Origin of the sequence: Mycolicibacter terrae (assembly GCF_010727125.1) — a bacterium.
GTDB lineage: Bacteria > Actinomycetota > Actinomycetes > Mycobacteriales > Mycobacteriaceae > Mycobacterium > Mycobacterium terrae.
This window is the reverse complement of sequence record NZ_AP022564.1, coordinates 433258-448782: the sequence shown is the minus strand read 5'-3', so window position 1 is coordinate 448782 and position 15525 is coordinate 433258. Positions and strand designations below refer to the sequence as shown.

General features: G+C 67.4%; 14 protein-coding genes. 8 read left to right on the top strand and 6 right to left on the bottom strand.

Annotated features, from left to right (window positions below):
• Positions 1–108: 108 nt before the first annotated feature.
• Together G6N23_RS02165 and G6N23_RS02160 are read right to left on the bottom strand one after the other, a co-directional pair.
• Positions 109–1023: a 3-oxoacyl-ACP reductase gene (locus G6N23_RS02165; protein ID WP_085261561.1), complete on the bottom strand. Its 915-nt coding sequence runs from the start codon at positions 1021–1023 to the stop codon at positions 109–111.
• 75 nt (positions 1024–1098) lie between these two features.
• Positions 1099–1293: a ferredoxin gene (locus G6N23_RS02160; RefSeq protein ID WP_085261560.1), complete on the bottom strand. Its 195-nt coding sequence runs from the start codon at positions 1291–1293 to the stop codon at positions 1099–1101.
• 190 nt (positions 1294–1483) lie between these two features.
• On the opposite strand from G6N23_RS02160, the gene G6N23_RS02155 reads away from it, so the two are divergent.
• Positions 1484–2662 carry an acyl-CoA dehydrogenase family protein gene (locus tag G6N23_RS02155; protein ID WP_085261845.1) on the top strand — a complete coding sequence of 393 codons (1179 nt, stop codon included), beginning with the start codon at positions 1484–1486 and terminating at the stop codon, positions 2660–2662.
• Between the two features lie 10 nt (positions 2663–2672).
• Entirely contained in the window at positions 2673–3770 is a 1098-nt protein-coding gene (locus tag G6N23_RS02150; RefSeq protein WP_085261559.1) for an acyl-CoA dehydrogenase family protein, read from the top strand.
• A 5-nt stretch (positions 3771–3775) separates the two neighbouring features.
• Here the strand turns inward: G6N23_RS02150 and G6N23_RS02145 are convergent, their stop codons facing one another.
• Positions 3776–4249: a nuclear transport factor 2 family protein gene (locus G6N23_RS02145; protein WP_085261558.1), complete on the bottom strand. Its 474-nt coding sequence runs from the start codon at positions 4247–4249 to the stop codon at positions 3776–3778.
• 29 nt (positions 4250–4278) lie between these two features.
• Here G6N23_RS02145 and fadD17 point away from each other — a divergent pair, with 29 nt between their 5' ends.
• The 3 genes from fadD17 (at position 4279) to G6N23_RS02130 (ending at position 8307) form a co-directional block, all read left to right on the top strand.
• On the top strand, positions 4279–5805 hold the full coding sequence (gene fadD17, locus G6N23_RS02140) for a long-chain-fatty-acid--CoA ligase FadD17 (protein ID WP_085261557.1): 1527 nt from the start codon (positions 4279–4281) through the stop codon (positions 5803–5805).
• A gap of 117 nt (positions 5806–5922) precedes the next feature.
• A complete protein-coding gene (locus G6N23_RS02135; protein ID WP_019735986.1) occupies positions 5923–6711 on the top strand; it encodes a serine hydrolase in 789 nt (262 codons plus the stop codon).
• 42 nt (positions 6712–6753) lie between these two features.
• Positions 6754–8307 (top strand): succinic semialdehyde dehydrogenase, encoded by a 1554-nt coding sequence (locus G6N23_RS02130; RefSeq protein WP_085261556.1) that lies wholly within the window; start codon positions 6754–6756, stop codon positions 8305–8307.
• 3 nt (positions 8308–8310) lie between these two features.
• On the opposite strand, the gene G6N23_RS02125 is transcribed toward G6N23_RS02130, so the two are convergent.
• Positions 8311–9726 (bottom strand): WS/DGAT/MGAT family O-acyltransferase, encoded by a 1416-nt coding sequence (locus G6N23_RS02125; protein ID WP_085261555.1) that lies wholly within the window; start codon positions 9724–9726, stop codon positions 8311–8313.
• A gap of 62 nt (positions 9727–9788) precedes the next feature.
• A complete protein-coding gene (locus tag G6N23_RS02120) occupies positions 9789–11447 on the bottom strand; it encodes a medium/long-chain-fatty-acid--CoA/3-oxocholest-4-en-26-oate--CoA ligase (protein WP_173675048.1) in 1659 nt (552 codons plus the stop codon).
• A 60-nt stretch (positions 11448–11507) separates the two neighbouring features.
• Between G6N23_RS02120 and G6N23_RS02115 the strand changes: the two genes are divergently transcribed.
• From G6N23_RS02115 to G6N23_RS02105, 3 genes are all read left to right on the top strand, one after another.
• On the top strand, positions 11508–12308 hold the full coding sequence (locus tag G6N23_RS02115) for a crotonase/enoyl-CoA hydratase family protein (RefSeq protein ID WP_019735990.1): 801 nt from the start codon (positions 11508–11510) through the stop codon (positions 12306–12308).
• Positions 12308–13321, top strand: coding sequence for an NAD-dependent epimerase/dehydratase family protein (locus G6N23_RS02110; protein WP_085261553.1), 1014 nt, complete (start codon positions 12308–12310; stop codon positions 13319–13321). The genes G6N23_RS02115 and G6N23_RS02110 overlap by 1 nt, the downstream gene beginning before the upstream one ends.
• Positions 13322–13401: 80 nt before the next feature.
• On the top strand, positions 13402–14277 hold the full coding sequence (locus G6N23_RS02105; RefSeq protein ID WP_085261552.1) for a type IV toxin-antitoxin system AbiEi family antitoxin: 876 nt from the start codon (positions 13402–13404) through the stop codon (positions 14275–14277).
• Here the strand turns inward: G6N23_RS02105 and G6N23_RS02100 are convergent, their stop codons facing one another.
• Positions 14278–15516 (bottom strand): cytochrome P450, encoded by a 1239-nt coding sequence (locus G6N23_RS02100; protein WP_085261551.1) that lies wholly within the window; start codon positions 15514–15516, stop codon positions 14278–14280.
• Positions 15517–15525: the final 9 nt, after the last annotated feature.

Below are 15525 nucleotides of genomic sequence, written 5' to 3'. Positions count from 1 at the left end.
AGTGTCAAAGGACACCTTTAGCGGATATTCATGGGTTATTTATGCTGGTCAAGCGCATTGTGACCCACGCCTCGCTGGAACGCGTTCTAATAGCGTTCTCATCGCCTTCTAATCGGTGTCCATCAATTCGGTGGCGGAGAACGTCCGGCCCGGGTCCCGGCCGGCGAAGTAATTCGCCAGCATGTCCGACAGCCCGGCGGGGTCCCACGCCTCGCCGTCGGCGCGGAACCGTCGCTCCACCGTTGGCGCGGCCATCAGCGTCACCTCAGGTCCATAGACCACGAACACCTGGCCATTGACCGACGCCGACGCCGGGGAGGAAAGGAAACCGACCAGGGTCACCACATGTTCGGGCGACAGCGGGTCGATCTCGCCATCCCCGACCTTGGCCTCACCGAAGACATCGGCGGTCATCGCGGTGCGGGCGCGCGGGCAGATCGCGTTGGCCGTGACGCCGTAGCGGCTCAAGGCCCGGCTCGCGGACAACGTCAATGCGGTGATCCCCGCCTTGGCCGCGCCGTAATTGGCTTGCCCCACCGGCCCCATCAGCCCCGCCTCCGAGGAGGTGTTGACGATCCGGCCGTATACGGTTCCGCCTGATTCCTTGGCCTTCTGCCGCCAGTAGGCGGCCGCGTTGCGGGTCAGCAGGAAGTGCCCGCGCAGGTGCACCGCGATCACGGCGTCAAAGTCGTCGTCGGACATGTTGAACAGCATCCGGTCCCGGGTGATTCCGGCATTGTTGACGACGATGCTCAACCCGCCCAGGCCGTCGGCGGTGCTGACGAGGTCGTCGGCGGTGGAGCGCTGGCTGATGTCACCGGCCACCGGCACGCCCTTGCCACCGGCCGCGGCGATCTGGTCGATCACATCGGAGGCGCCCAGCGCCGACGCGATGTCGTTGACCACCACCGTCGCCCCGGAGCGGGCCAGCCCGATGGCTTCGGCCCGGCCCAGCCCGGCGGCCGCGCCGGTGACCACCGCGACCTTGCCGGTCAGATCGGTCGCATTGTCGTTCGCAGTCATGTACGCCGCTCCTGTCCATCGCGGCGCCCTCGTCGACCGCGGTTATGAATACCTCTAGTCCGTGCCGGTGGCAGACTAGTCCTCGACCCGGCGCAGCGCGGCCCGGGGGCATTCGGCGATAGCCTGCATGGCGTGGGCTTCCCGGTCCGCCGGGATCGGCGCGACCTTGACGACGGCCTGCTCATCGTCGTTCAGTTCGAACAGGTCGGGGTCGATTCCCACGCAAATCGCGTTGCCCTCGCAACGATCCAGGTCCACCTCAACGCGCATGACGCTCTCCTCGAAAAGCCCGGGACGGCCCAAAGCTTGGCCCGTCGTTGTCCGCTAATGCCACCATACGATCCAACAGCAGCCGTACACGAGGAGATAGGGCCACTGGACCCTAGCGACTAGAACGTGTTACAACGGGCTGTCGACGAGAATTTTATCGTGACCCCGATCACCAGTGAAGGACGACCCGATGCAGATCAGTTACACCGCTGAGCAGGAGGACCTGCGTCGCGAACTGCGCTCGTATTTCACGACGCTGATGACCCCGGAGCGTCGTGAGGCCTTGAGTTCCACGCAGGGCGAGTACGGCACCGGAACCGTGTATCGCGACACCGTCGCCCAGATGGGTCAAGACGGCTGGCTGACGCTGAGCTGGCCCAGGGAGTACGGCGGCCAGGCGCGTTCGGCAATGGATCAGCTGATCTTCACCGATGAGGCCGCGATCGCCGGGGCCCCGGTGCCGTTTCTGACCATCAACAGCGTCGCCCCGACGATCATGGCGTTCGGCACCGAGGAGCAGAAGAAGTTCTTCCTGCCCAAGATCGCCGCCGGTGAGCTGCATTTCGCGATCGGCTACTCCGAGCCGGGCGCCGGTACCGACCTGGCCTCGCTGCGCACCACCGCGGTCCGTGACGGCGATGAGTACGTCATCAACGGCCAGAAGATGTGGACGTCGCTGATCGCCTACGCCGACTACGTGTGGCTGGCGGCGCGGACCAACCCCGAGGCCAAGAAGCACCGTGGTATCTCGATGCTGATCGTGCCCACCAGCGCGGAGGGTTTCTCCTGGACACCGGTGCACACCATGGCCGGTCCGGATACCAGCGCCACCTACTACTCCGATGTTCGGGTGCCGGCGGCCAACCTGGTCGGCGAGGAGAACGCGGGCTGGAAGCTGGTGACCAACCAGCTCAACCACGAGCGGGTCGCACTGGTGTCGGCGCAGCCGATCATCGTCGCGCTCGACGAGGTTCGCGACTGGGCGCAGAACACCAAAGATGCCCAGGGCAACCGGATCATCGACGCGCAGTGGGTGCAGCTCAACCTGGCCCGGGTGCTCGCCAAGGCCGAGGTGCTCAAGCTGATCAACTGGGAGCTGGCGTCCGCATCCGACGCCGCCCCGTCCCCGGCGGACGCTTCGGCGGCCAAGGTGTTCGGCACCGAACTGGCCACCGAGGCCTACCGGCTGCTGATGGAGGTGCTCGGCACCGCCGCGACCGTGCGCCAGGACTCCCCCGGCGCGCTGCTGCGCGGCCGGGTGGAGCGCATGCACCGGGCGTGCCTGATCCTGACCTTCGGCGGCGGCACCAACGAGGTGCAGCGCGACATCATCGGCATGGTGGCCCTGGGCCTCCCCCGCAACCGGTAAAGGATTCGTTATGGACTTCTCCACAACCGAGGCAGCACAAGATCTCTCAGGCTTGGTCGGGACCATCGTCGATGCGGTGTGCACCCCCGAGCACCAGCGCGAGCTGGACGGGTTGGAGCAGCGCTTCGACACCGGGCTGTGGCGCAAGCTCGTCGACGCCGATGTCGTGTCCAGCGCGGCGAGCGAGTCACTGGGTGGCGGCGGGTACGGCGTGCTGGAGCAGGCGGCGATCCTGACCGCGCTGGGACGCCAGCTGGCCGCGGTGCCTTATCTGGCATCGGTGGTGCTGGCGGCCGGGACGCTGGCCAAGTTCGGCTCCGTGGAGCTTCAGCAGGCATGGGGTGCACCGGCTGTGGCCGGCGAGAAGATCCTCACCGCCGCGCTCGACGGCGACATGGGCGAGGGCCCGGTCCGGGCTGCCGGCACCGACTCCGGTTTCCGGCTCACCGGCACCCGCACCCAAGTCGGCTTCGCGCCGGTGGCCGACGCCTTCCTGGTGCCGGCCGAAACCGATTCCGGCACCGGTGTCTTCCTGGTGGCCGCCACCGACCCGGGCGTGACAGTGACCCCGCTGGCCACCACCGGCCTGGGCAGTGTCGGACACCTTGAGCTGTCCGGGACCGAGTTGGAGACCGGCCGCCTCGTCGGCGGTACCGAGGTGCTCGACTACCTGACCAGCCTGACGGCGCTGGGCCACAGCGCCTACCAGTTGGGCGTGCTGGAGCGCGGTCTGGCCCTGACCGCTGAATACGCCCGCGAGCGGGAGCAGTTCGACAAGCCGATCGGCAGCTTCCAGGCTGTGTCGCAACGGCTGGCCGACGGATACATCGATGTGAAGGGCCTGCGACTCACGCTGACCCAGGCGGCCTGGCGGGTCGGCGAAGGGCTGCCCGCGGCCAGTGAGGTGGCCACGGCCGCGTTCTGGGCGGCCGAAGCCGGACATCGGGTGGCGCACAGCATCGTCCACATCCACGGCGGGGTCGGCATCGACACCGACCATCCGATCCACCGTTACTTCCTGGCCGCCAAGCAGACCGAGTTCGCGCTCGGGGGTGCCACCGGGCAGCTGCTGGCGATCGGACGCGAGCTGGCCGAAACCCCGGTCTAGGCGACTCAGCGGTGCAGCGCTTCCCCGAACGTCACCTTGAACCCGGGAATATCCGACAACGGCATGGTGGCGTCGTAGGTGCGCTGGTAGCCGGTGGAGCTGATCTTCCAGCCGTCGGCGGCGCGGCGGTAGGTGTCGTGGTAGAACGCGGCGCCGATCAGCATCAGGTTGTAGTCGGGAATGATCACCCGGTCCTGCAGGTACCAGATGCCGGTGGCGGCGTCCGGCCCGGTGAGGGTGATCTCGGGGTGGTTGACCCGGTGCTCGCTGATGATCGTTGCCGGCAGCGAGTTCCGCATGAACTCCACCAGCGAGTCGCGGTCGGTGAAGGTGTGGTCGCTGCCCATCGACTTGCCGTAGTCGGCGGTGACGTCCTCGGCCAAGGTGGCCGCGAAGTCGTCCCAATGCTTGGTGTCCAGCGCGCGCAGGTAGCGGTACTTGACCTGTTTGATGGCGTCTATCGCCTCGATATCAGTCACCGCACCATTGCAGCATTAATCTGACGCCTATGTCAGCACCGGCTCTCATCGACGAACAGGTCACGGTCACCGGACTGTTGGCCGCGCTGGCCGAGGTGGACGACCGGGGGGTGTATTTCGAGGACTCATTCATCAGCTGGCGCGACCACCTCGCGGCCGGAGCCCGGCTGGGGGCCGCGCTTCGAGCGCGGCTCGACCCCGGCAAGCCCCCGCACGTCGGTGTGCTGTTGGGCAATACCCCGTTCTTCTCGGAGATGCTGGTGGCGGCCGCGCTGACCGGACTTGTCCCGGTGGGTTTGAACCCCACCCGCCGGGGGGCGGCCCTGAAGCGCGATGTGGCCCACTCCGACTGCCAGCTGGTGCTGACCGACCACAGCACCGATGCCAGCGTTCCGGGTGCGGTCGACATCGAATCAGCCTCGTGGGCAGCGGAATTGGCTGACTACGACGACACTCCGGTTACGTTCCGCGAGGCCGGTCCCGATGAGCTGTTCATGCTGATCTTCACCTCCGGCACCAGTGGTGATCCGAAGGCGGTGCGCTGCACACAGTGGAAGGCAGCCTTCCCCGGGGTCATGCTCTCGCAGCGGTTCGGGCTGGGTCCCTCGGATGTCTGCTACCTGTCGATGCCGATGTTCCACTCCAACGCGGTGATGGCGGGCTGGTCGGTGGCGGTGGCCGCGGGCGCCTCGATCGCGTTGCGGCGCAAGTTCTCCGCATCCGGGTTCATTCCCGACGTGCGCCGCTTCGGCGCCACCTATGCCAACTACGTGGGCAAGCCGCTGTCATACGTGCTGGCCACCCCGCCGCAGCCCGACGACGCCGACAACCCGCTTCGGTTGCTCTACGGGAACGAGGGGGCGCCGCGGGATCTGGAGCGGTTCGCGGATCGGTTCGGCTGCACCGTCGTCGACGCCTTCGGCTCCACCGAGGGCGGGGTGGCGATCGGGCGCACGCCCGACACCCCGGCCGGAGCACTGGGTCCACTGGTCGACGGGAACGCGATCGTCGACGTCGAAACCGGCCAGGAGTGCCCGCCCGGCGTGGTGGGTGAACTGGTGAACACCAGTGGGCGTGGGCAGTTCCGCGGCTACTACCGCGATCCCGACGCCGAGGCGGCACGGATGGCCGGCGGCATCTATCACTCGGGCGACCTGGCGTACCGCGACGAAGCCGGCTACGCCTACTTCGCCGGCCGGCTCGGGGACTGGATGCGGGTGGACGGCGAGAACCTGGGCACCGCGCCGATCGAGCGGATCCTGCTGCGGCACAACGCTGTCGCGCAGGTGGCGGTGTATCCGATCCCGGACCCGGCGGTGGGCGATCAGGTGATGGCCGCACTGGTGTTGGCCCGCGGGGCGTCGTTCGACGCCGACGACTTCCGCGCTTTCCTGTCCGAGCAGCCCGATCTCGGGCCCAAGCAGTGGCCCTCGTATGTGCGGGTGGCCGCCGAGCTCCCCCGCACCGAGACGTTCAAGGTGCTCAAGCGGGTGTTGACCGCCGAGGGAGTCGAGTGCGCCGATCCGGTGTTCCGGATCTCCCCCGCGAAGCTGTAGTTGGCGCGCAGAAGTGCGGGTAGACCGCTCGACAACTGCAGCCTCGCGGTCATGCACCGGCCGACCCGCCCGCCGCGCCACCACCGATCCGGCCGCTCGGCGCGCAATACTGAGTCAATGCCCGCAGTCCGCCGAGCACTCGTCGCGGCCCTGGCCGTCATCACGACCCTGGCTCTGGCCTCGCCCGCCTCCGCCGATTCCCTGCAGGCCGGCTTCGCGCAGCTGGCCAACACCATCCCGGCCAACGTCGGCATCGCCTATGCCCCGGTCGGCCAGAACCAGGCGGGCACCCTCGGTTCCCTGCAGAACGGAGTCGCCTGGTCGACCATCAAGGTGCCACTGGCGATCGCGGCGATTCACGCCAACCGCCCCAACGCGCAGGATCTGGCCGCCCGGGCCGTCACCGCCTCCGACAACGACGCCGCCGAGCAGCTGTGGTCCTCACTGGGTCCGGCGCCCCAGGCCGCCCAGCAGGTGCAGGCCGTCCTGCGAGCAGGCGGGGACACCGGCACCGCGGTCGAATCCCGACGGCTGCGGCCCGAGTTCAGCGCGTTCGGCCAGACCCAGTGGCCGCTGGCCCGCCAGGCGGTGTTCGCTGCCCACCTGCCGTGCATGGCCGCGGCCGCACCCGTGGTCGGCCTGATGCGCAACACCGTGCCCAACCAGCGCTGGGGGCTGGCCACCATCGGCGCCCCGACCAAGGGCGGCTGGGGGCCCGGCCCCGGTGGCGGCTACCTGGTGCGGCAGTTCGGCATCGTCGGCACCCCGGCCGGGTCGTTGGCTGTGGCACTGGCCGCCGAACCGAAGGACGGCAGCTTCGATTCCGGGGTGGCCGCGCTCAACCAGATGACCCAGTGGCTCAGTGCCAACGCCGCCCAGCTACCGGGGGGTCGCTGCTCCGGGTAGGTTGGCGGTTACCACCGTGTTACCCGCGAGTAGGAGACAGCCATGCCCGCTCCGTCCGCCGCAGACTTCGACCGGCTGCGCGCGCTGGCCGCCATCGACGACGTCGACGCCCGCCAATCGAGGACCATTGACGAGGTCTTCACCGGTAAAGCGCTGACCACGATTCCGATCGGCACCGCCGAAGACGTGACGGCAGCCTTCGCCAAGGCCCGCGCCGCACAGGCGCGGTGGGCGGCACGGAGCGTCAAAGAGCGCTGCGCGATCATCGAGCGCTACCGAGACCTGGTGATCGCCAACCGGGATTTCCTGATGGACGTCGCCCAGGCCGAGACCGGCAAGGCCCGCTCGGCGGCCCAGGAGGAGATCGTCGACATCATGCTCAACGCGCGGTACTACGCGCGCCAGGCCGCCAAGTTGTTGGCCCCCAAGCGGGTGCAGGGCCTGCTGCCCGGCATCGTCAAGACCGTCGTCAACCACCACCCCAAGGGCGTCGTCGGGGTCATCTCGCCGTGGAATTACCCGATGACACTGTCGATTTCGGATGCCATCCCCGCCTTGCTGGCCGGCAACGCGGTGGTGGTCAAACCGGACAGCCAGACCCCGTACTGCACGCTGGCCAACGCCGAACTGCTGTATCAGGCCGGTCTGCCGAGGGAGCTGTTCGCAGTCGTGCCCGGTCCGGGGTCCGTGGTCGGCACCGCGATCGTGCAGCAGTGCGACTACCTGATGTTCACCGGCTCCAGCGCCACCGGCCGTTCGTTGGCCGAGCAGTGTGGTGCCCGGCTGATCGGGTTCTCCGCGGAACTGGGCGGCAAGAACCCGATGATCGTCACCAAGGGCGCCAACCTGTCCGAGGTCGCCAAGGCCGCAACCCGCGCCTGCTTCTCCAACGCCGGGCAGCTGTGCATCTCAATCGAGCGGATCTACGTCGAGCGGGAGATTGCCGACGAGTTCGCCGCCAAGTTCGCCGAGCAGGTTCGCGCCATGAAGCTCTCGAGCGCCTATGACTTCTCCGCCGACATGGGCAGCCTGATCTCCGAAGATCAGATCAAGACCGTCTCGAACCATGTCGACGACGCAAAAGCCAAGGGCGCCAAGGTTGTCGCCGGAGGAAACGCCCGCGCCGACATCGGCCCGTTGTTCTTCGAGCCCACCGTACTGACCGATGTCACCGACGAGATGGAGTGCGGGCGCAACGAGACGTTCGGACCGGTCGTCTCCATCTACCCGGTTGACAGCGTCGACGAGGCCATCGCACGCGCCAACGACACCGAATACGGTCTGAACGCCAGCGTGTGGGCCGCGAGCAAGGCCCAGGGTGAGGCGATCGCCGCCCGGATCAAGTCCGGCACCGTCAACGTCGACGAAGGCTACGCACTGGCCTTCGGGTCCACGGCGGCACCGATGGGCGGGATGAAGGCCTCCGGGGTGGGCCGGCGCCACGGCGCCGACGGCATCCTCAAGTACACCGAGTCGCAGACGGTCTCCACCGCCCGCATCCTGAATCTGGACCCGCCACTGGGGATCTCGGGTCCGTTATGGCAGAAGCTGCTGACCCCGATGATCCGGGTGGTGCAGGCGCTGCCGGGCCGGTGATGCTCAGCGCCGCCCGGTCCGGCTTTTGCCCCGGCCGGCGGCCCGCTCCAACTCGGCAAGCGCCGGGCCGATCGCATCGGCCATCTCGTCGATGTCGTCGGCGACCTCCGGTGTGGTCACGAACCCGAAGTCGAGGTGTTCGCGGTAGGAGAAGCAGGTGATGTTCAGCGCCACGTCGAGCACCGGCGGGCCAAGCGGCACCAGCGATTCCACTTCCGCTCCGGCCATGTAGAGCGGGAACGACGGGCCCGGAACGTTGGAGACGACGAGGTTGATCGGGGCCAACCGGTTCGACAGTCCGGTCGCGGTGTAGGCGCGCGCGGCGAGCTGTAGCAGTCCCGGCGGGGTGGTGTCGGTCAGTCCCATGATCTGATGTGCCGACAGCGCCTTGGCCATCTGCTTGGCGCTCTGGGTGTTCTCGTGAATCATCTTGAGCCGGTGGCCCGCTCCTTCGATATCGGTGGCCAACGACACAGTCATCGAACTGACTTTGTTACCGACCTCGCCCTGACTGTCGTCGGTGCGGGTCGAAACCGGGATCTGGGCGACCAGCGGCTTGTCGGGCAACTCGCCGCGCTTGCTCAGGTAATCCCTTGCGGCACCGGCGACCATGGCGAGCACCACGTCGTTGAGCTTCACCCCGTAGGCGTCCTTGACGGCCTTGATCCTGGCGAGTTCGACTCGGGTGGCGGTGATCCGCCGGTGCGGCGACACGCTCGCGTTGAACCGGGTCACCGGGGCGTCGAAGTAGCGCGGTGGCTTGCGAGCCAGTCCCAGCCCTATCGTGGCGATCTGCTGGCGGACTGTCTGCTGCAGCAGCCGGCCGATCCGGAACGGCGTCATGACCGCAACGTTGACCAGGGCACCGATCACCTGGCGCTCGAAGCCGGGGACGCGGTCCCCGGTCAGCGAACCGACCGACTCCGGTTGCGGCGGACGCGGTTCGCGGGTGACGTCCAGCATGATCTCGGACAGGCCCGCCCCGGAGACGCCGTCGACAATCGCGTGGTGCATCTTCGTCAGCGTCGCGACCCGGCCGCCCTTGACACCCTCGATCACCCACACTTCCCACAGCGGCCGGGAACGGTCCAGCTTGTAGGACATCAGCCGGCCCACCAGCTCTTCGACCTCGCGCCGCCCACCCGGGGCGGGTACGCCGATGCGCCGCACATGAAAGTCGATGTCGAGTTCGTCGTCCTCAACGAACCATGGCCGGTCCAGCCCGAGCGGTGCGCCGCTGACCCGCCAGCGCAGCTGCGGCAGTTGCGGTAGTCGCTCGATCAGCAGTTGGCGGACCAGATCGAAGCTGTAATTCGGCGCCTGGCTGGGATCCAAGATCGCCAGACCACCGATGTGCATGTGCCAGCCCGCCGTCTCGGCTGACCAGAACGCCGCGTCGACGCCCGAAAGTCGCTGCATCGACCGAGACTAGCGCCGAACCCCCGGTCGCCGGACGCGGTTTGCCGTTAAGTTCCGGTGAATCAGTTGTCGGCCGCCACGTGCTTGGCGTGCACCTCGTCGGCAGGACGGGCTTCGGTCTGCTCCTTGGCCCAGCGGTAGTCGGGCTTGCCGGCCGGTGAGCGCTTGACCTCGTCGACGAACCACAGGCTGCGCGGCACCTTGTAGCCGGCGATCTCGGTGCGCGCGCAGGTGTTGATGTCCTCCAGAGACGGCCGGGCATTGCCGCGTGCCTGCACCACCGCGGCGACGTGCTGGCCGTAGCGGGCGTCGGGCACCCCGACCACCAGGGCGTCGAACACGTCCGGGTGGGTCTTGAGGGCTGCCTCGACCTCCTCGGGGTAGATCTTTTCGCCTCCGGAGTTGATCGACACCGAGCCGCGGCCCAGCATGGTGACGCTCCCGTCGGCCTCGACCTGTGCGAAGTCGCCCGGGATGGCGTAGCGCACCCCGTTGATGGTTTTGAAAGTCTCGGCGGTCTTCTTCTCGTCCTTGTAATAGCCGACCGGGATGTGGCCGCGCTTGGCGATGATGCCGCGCACGCCGGAGCCGGGCTGGACCTCGTTGCCGTCCTCGTCGAGCACCACGGTGGTCCTGTCGATGGTTACCCGCGGCCCGCCGGTGTGCGCTTCGCCCTTGGCGACGACGCTGGTGCCGCCGAACCCGGTCTCGCTCGACCCGATGGAGTCGGTGATGATCCGGTTTGGCAGCAGCTCCAGCAGTCGCTCTTTGATGCTGGGGCTGAACAGCGCCGCGGTGGAGGCCAGCAGGAACAGCGACGACAGATCGTAGTCAGCACCGTCGCTCGCGGCGACCAGCGCGTCCAGCAGCGGTCGCGCCATCGCATCCCCGGTGAAGAACAGCAGGTTCACCTTGTGGTCGTGGATGGTGCGCCACACCTTATCGGCGTCGAATTCCGGTGCCAGCACCACGGTTTGGCCGCTGAACAGCGACATCCAGGTCGCCGACTGGGTCGCGCCGTGGATCATCGGCGGTATCGGGTGGCGGATCATCGGCGCGTTGGCGGCGGCCTGCTTTGCCAGGTCGTACTCGTCGGCGATCGGCTCACCGGTGGCGAAGTCGGTGCCTCCGAACAACACCCGGTAGATGTCCTCGTGACGCCACATCACGCCCTTGGGGAACCCGGTGGTGCCGCCGGTGTAGAGCAGGTAGATGTCGTCAGCGCTGCGCGGCCCGAAGTCGCGCTCCGGTGAGCCCTGCGCGAGCGCCGTCTCGAACTCCACACCGCCGTAGCGGGCGTAGTCCCCATCGCTGCCGTCCTCGATCACCAGGACGGTCTTGAGATTCGGGGTCTCGGGCAGCACGTTGGCGACCCGGTCGCTGTACTGGCGCTCGTGCACCAGCGCGACCATGTCGGAGTTGTCGAACAGGTAGCGCAGCTCGCCCTCGACGTAGCGGAAGTTGACGTTGACCAGGATGGCGCCGGCCTTGACGATGCCGAGCATCGCAACGACGATCTCGTTGCGGTTGCGGCAGTACAGGCCGACCTTGTCGTCCTTCTTGACGCCCTGGGCGATCAGATAATGAGCCAGCCGGTTGGCCTTCTCCTCCAGCTGCCCGTAGGTCAGCTGGTCGTCGCCACAGATCAGGGCAACCCGATCCGGAACGGCGTCGATGGCGTGTTCGGCGAGATCCGCGATGTTGAGAGCCACAACACACAAACTAGAACGTGTTACATTTCGTTTTCAAGTCGAGGCCCCAACGCGGAAAGGCGGACGCCGGTGTCCGAGTCGTCACAACAGCCCCACGCCCTGGTTGAACAGCGCGGACACACGCTGATCGTCACGCTGAACCGGCCGGAGTCCCGCAACGCCTTGAGCGGCGAAATGCTGGCGATCATGGTCGAGGCGTGGGACCGAGTGGACAACGACGACGAGATCCGCTCGTGCATCCTGACCGGCGCCGGTGGCTACTTCTGCTCGGGAATGGACCTCAAGTCGGCCAACCAGAAGGCGCCCGGCGACTCCTTCAAAGACGGCAGCTACGACCCGTCGCGCATCGACGGCCTGCTCAAGGGCCGCCGGCTCACCAAGCCGCTGATCGCCGCCGTAGAGGGGCCCGCGATCGCCGGCGGCACCGAGATCCTGCAGGGCACCGACATCCGCATCGCCGGCGAGAGCGCCAAGTTCGGCATCTCCGAGGCCAAGTGGAGCCTGTACCCGATGGGCGGCTCCGCGGTGCGACTGGTGCGCCAGATTCCCTACACGATGGCGTGTGACCTGCTGTTCACCGGTCGGCACATCACCGCCGCCGAGGCGTTGAGCATGGGACTGATCGGCCACGTGGTGCCCGACGGGCACGCGCTGACCAAGGCGCTGGAGATCGCCGAGCAGATCAACAACAACGGCCCGCTGGCCGTGCAGGCGATGCTGCGCACCATCCACGAGACCGAGGGCATGCACGAGAACGACGCCTTCAAGCTCGACACCCAGATCGGGATCAAGGTGTTCTTGAGCGAGGACGCCAAGGAGGGCCCGCGGGCCTTCGCCGAGAAGCGCAAACCCGAGTTCAAGAACCGCTGATGCAGATCGCGGTCACCGGCGGCACCGGCTACCTCGGCGCCCACACCGTCAAGGCACTGCTGGAGGCCGGGCATTCGGTGCGGCTGTTGGTCGCGCCGGGCTGCGGTTCCGAGCCCGTCATCCCGAAGCTGCGCGAGCTGGGCACGTTGGAGGTGCTCGACGGCGACATCCGCGACGCCGACGTCGTCGGGCGGCTGTTGGACGGCTGCGACTCGGTGCTGCACGCCGCCGGGGTTGTTGGCACCAACGACCGCCTGGAAAAGCTGATGTGGGACATCAACGCCCACGCCACCGAGGCGATCCTGACCCGGGCGGTGGCCGCCGGCCTGGACCCGGTGGTGTCGGTCAGCAGCTACAGCGCCCTGTTCCCGCCGCCCAACGGTGTCATCGGCCCGGACTCGCCTACCGTTCCCGGGCGCAGCGCCTACGCCCGCACCAAGGCTTACGGCGAGCGGGTGGCCCGCCGACTGCAAGAAGAGGGTGCCCCGGTGGTGGTCACCTATCCCTCCAGCGTGGTCGGCCCGGCGTTCTGGACGGCGCCGGGTGTCACCGAGCGCGGCTGGGCGCCGATCGTGCAGTACCGCGTGGCGCCGGTGGTGCGCGGCGGCATGGCGATGGTCGATGTCCGCGACATCGGTCTGGTGCATTCGTCTTTGATGAAGCCCGGTCGAGGCCCGCACCGCTATCTGTGCGGCGGGATCATGGTCGGCTTCGACGAGATGATCGCCGCGGTGGAGGTCGGTTTGGGCGCGTCGGTGCGTCGAATCCGGGTCGCGCCCAGTGTGTTCAAGGGCATCGGCCGGGTCAGCGATCTGGCCAGCAAGCTGCTGCCGCTGCCGGAATCGTTGAGCTACGAGGCGGCGTGGTTGCTGACCTCGGCCACCCCGACCGACGACTCGGCGACCTTGGCCGACCTGGGATTGCAGTGGCGTTCGCCTGTGGACGCGATCGTGGAGTCGCTGCGGGCCGGACTCGCGCCCGTCGCCCCACCGGTCCTGCCGCCGAACGTGTAACCACTGCGAAATTCCGGCCGGATTTTCACAACCAGTACACGTTCGGCGTTCCTGTCAGGGGGCGTAGGCAGACTCCTGCCATGGCGACGCCGTTCCTGGGCAGTGAGGCCGTCCGAAGTGGCCGGCTGAGGCCGTACGTCTTGCGGAGCCGCTACGTGGCGATCCATCCAGACGTATATGTACCGGCCGGTACTCGACCCACCGCGGTGTTGCGGGCTCAAGCCGCGTGGCTGTGGTCACGGCGACGCGGCGTCGTCGCGGGTCAATCCGCTGCGTCACTGCACGGTGCGAAATGGGTCGACTATCGCGCACCGGCCGAGTTGCTGTACGACTATCGCCGCCCGCCTAAGGACATTCGCACCTGGTCGGACCGCGTCAGCGACGACGAAGTCCAACTGATCGGCGGCATTCCGGCGACCACCCCCGCCCGTACCGCATTAGACCTTGCCCGTCGGTACCCCCTCGGACAGGCTGTCGCGGCCATCGACTCCCTCGCCCAAGCCACTCACCTCAAGACCGTCGATATCGAGTCCCTGGCCGAACGGTATCGCGGCAGACGTGGAATCCGTCGTGCCCGAGCCGTACTCCCACTGGTCGACGCCGGCGCCGACTCACCGCGGGAAACCTGGCTGCGACTGCTTCTCATCCGGGCTGGTTATCCGCCGCCACAGACCCAGATCCCGGTCCATGACGAGTGGGGACGTTTGGTGGCCGTCATCGACATGGGCTGGGAGGAGATCATGGTCGGCCTCGACTACGAAGGTGACCATCACCGCACCAGCACCCGGCGCTTCAACCAGGACATCCGCCGCCATGAGACGGTGACCGGGCTCGGCTGGATCGACCTGCGAATCACCCTCGAAGACACCGAAGGCGGCATCCTCGGCCGGGTCGCGGATGCCTGGGCGCAGCGAGCGTGTACTCCCAGCGATTTTCGCGCGAGATTTTCGCGCTGATTACACGTTCGGCGCGGCCGTGGGTGCCGTCGGTGTGAACACCACCGGCATGGAAACCGGGCCGGACACAAAGTTCGCGGGCCGCAGCGGCACCTCGGCTCCGTCGGCCAGGCGCAGGTCCGGAAGCCTCTGCAACACCCGCTCGGTCATCAGTGAAAGCTCCAGCCTCGCCAGCTGGTTTCCCATGCAAAAGTGGGTGCCGAAGCCGAACGCAAGATGGCTGTTGGGGTCGCGCTGGATGTCGAACCGCTCGGGTTCGTCAAACACCGCTTCGTCGAAGTTCGCTGCTTCGAACAGCAGCATGATCTTCTCGCCCCGCTGGAGCTGGGCGCCGTAGAACTCAGTGTCGGCAGTCACGGTACGGCACATGTTCTTCACCGGAGAGGTCCACCGCAGCATCTCCTCGATGGCGGTGGGCAGCAGACTCGAGTCGGCTCGCAGCATGTCCCACTGATCACGGTGGCGAATCAGCTGTTCGGTCCCCCCCGACAGCGTGTGCCGAGTGGTTTCATCGCCGCCGATCAGAATCAACAGGGTCTCAAAGATGATCTCGTCATCGGACATCTGCGCGCCGTCCACCTCGGCGTTGACCAGAACGGAGAACAGATCATCGGTGGGCTCGGCCCGACGTTTGATGATGATGTCCCGGGTGAATTCGGTCCAGCCGGCGAACGCCTCCATGACGGCCCGAAACGTCGCCGACTCCGGATCCAGGTGTGAGCTTTGCCCCGCGACCAGGTCGTCGGACCACTTCAGCAGCATCGAACGGTCTTCGGGCAGTACGCCGAGCATGTCGCCGATCACCGCCATCGGCAGCGGCGCGGCGATATCGCGGACGAAGTCGCACTCGCCCTGCTCGCAGACCGCGTCGATCAACGTGTCGCAGAGTTTCCCGATGGACGGCAGCTGGGCATGTACCCGCTTGCGGGTGAAGCCGGCGTTGACCAACTTACGGCGCACCAGGTGCTCCGGGTCGTCCATATCGATCATGTAGGGCATGCCCGGCTGGTCGGGCCGGATGCCACCGGTGCTGGAGAAGAGTTCGGCGTTACGCTCGGCATCGATCACCGCGGCATAGCTGGCCGCGGCTGCCTGACCGTTACGGTCGCGGAACACCGGCTCGTGCGCCCGCATCCATTTGTAGGCGGCGCGGGCCCCGCCGTCGGAGTAGAACGTGCCATCGGTCAGGTCGACGTCGGGCTTGGTCGCCGGCTTTGCATCGGCCATTACCTCGGTCATCAGCGTCCT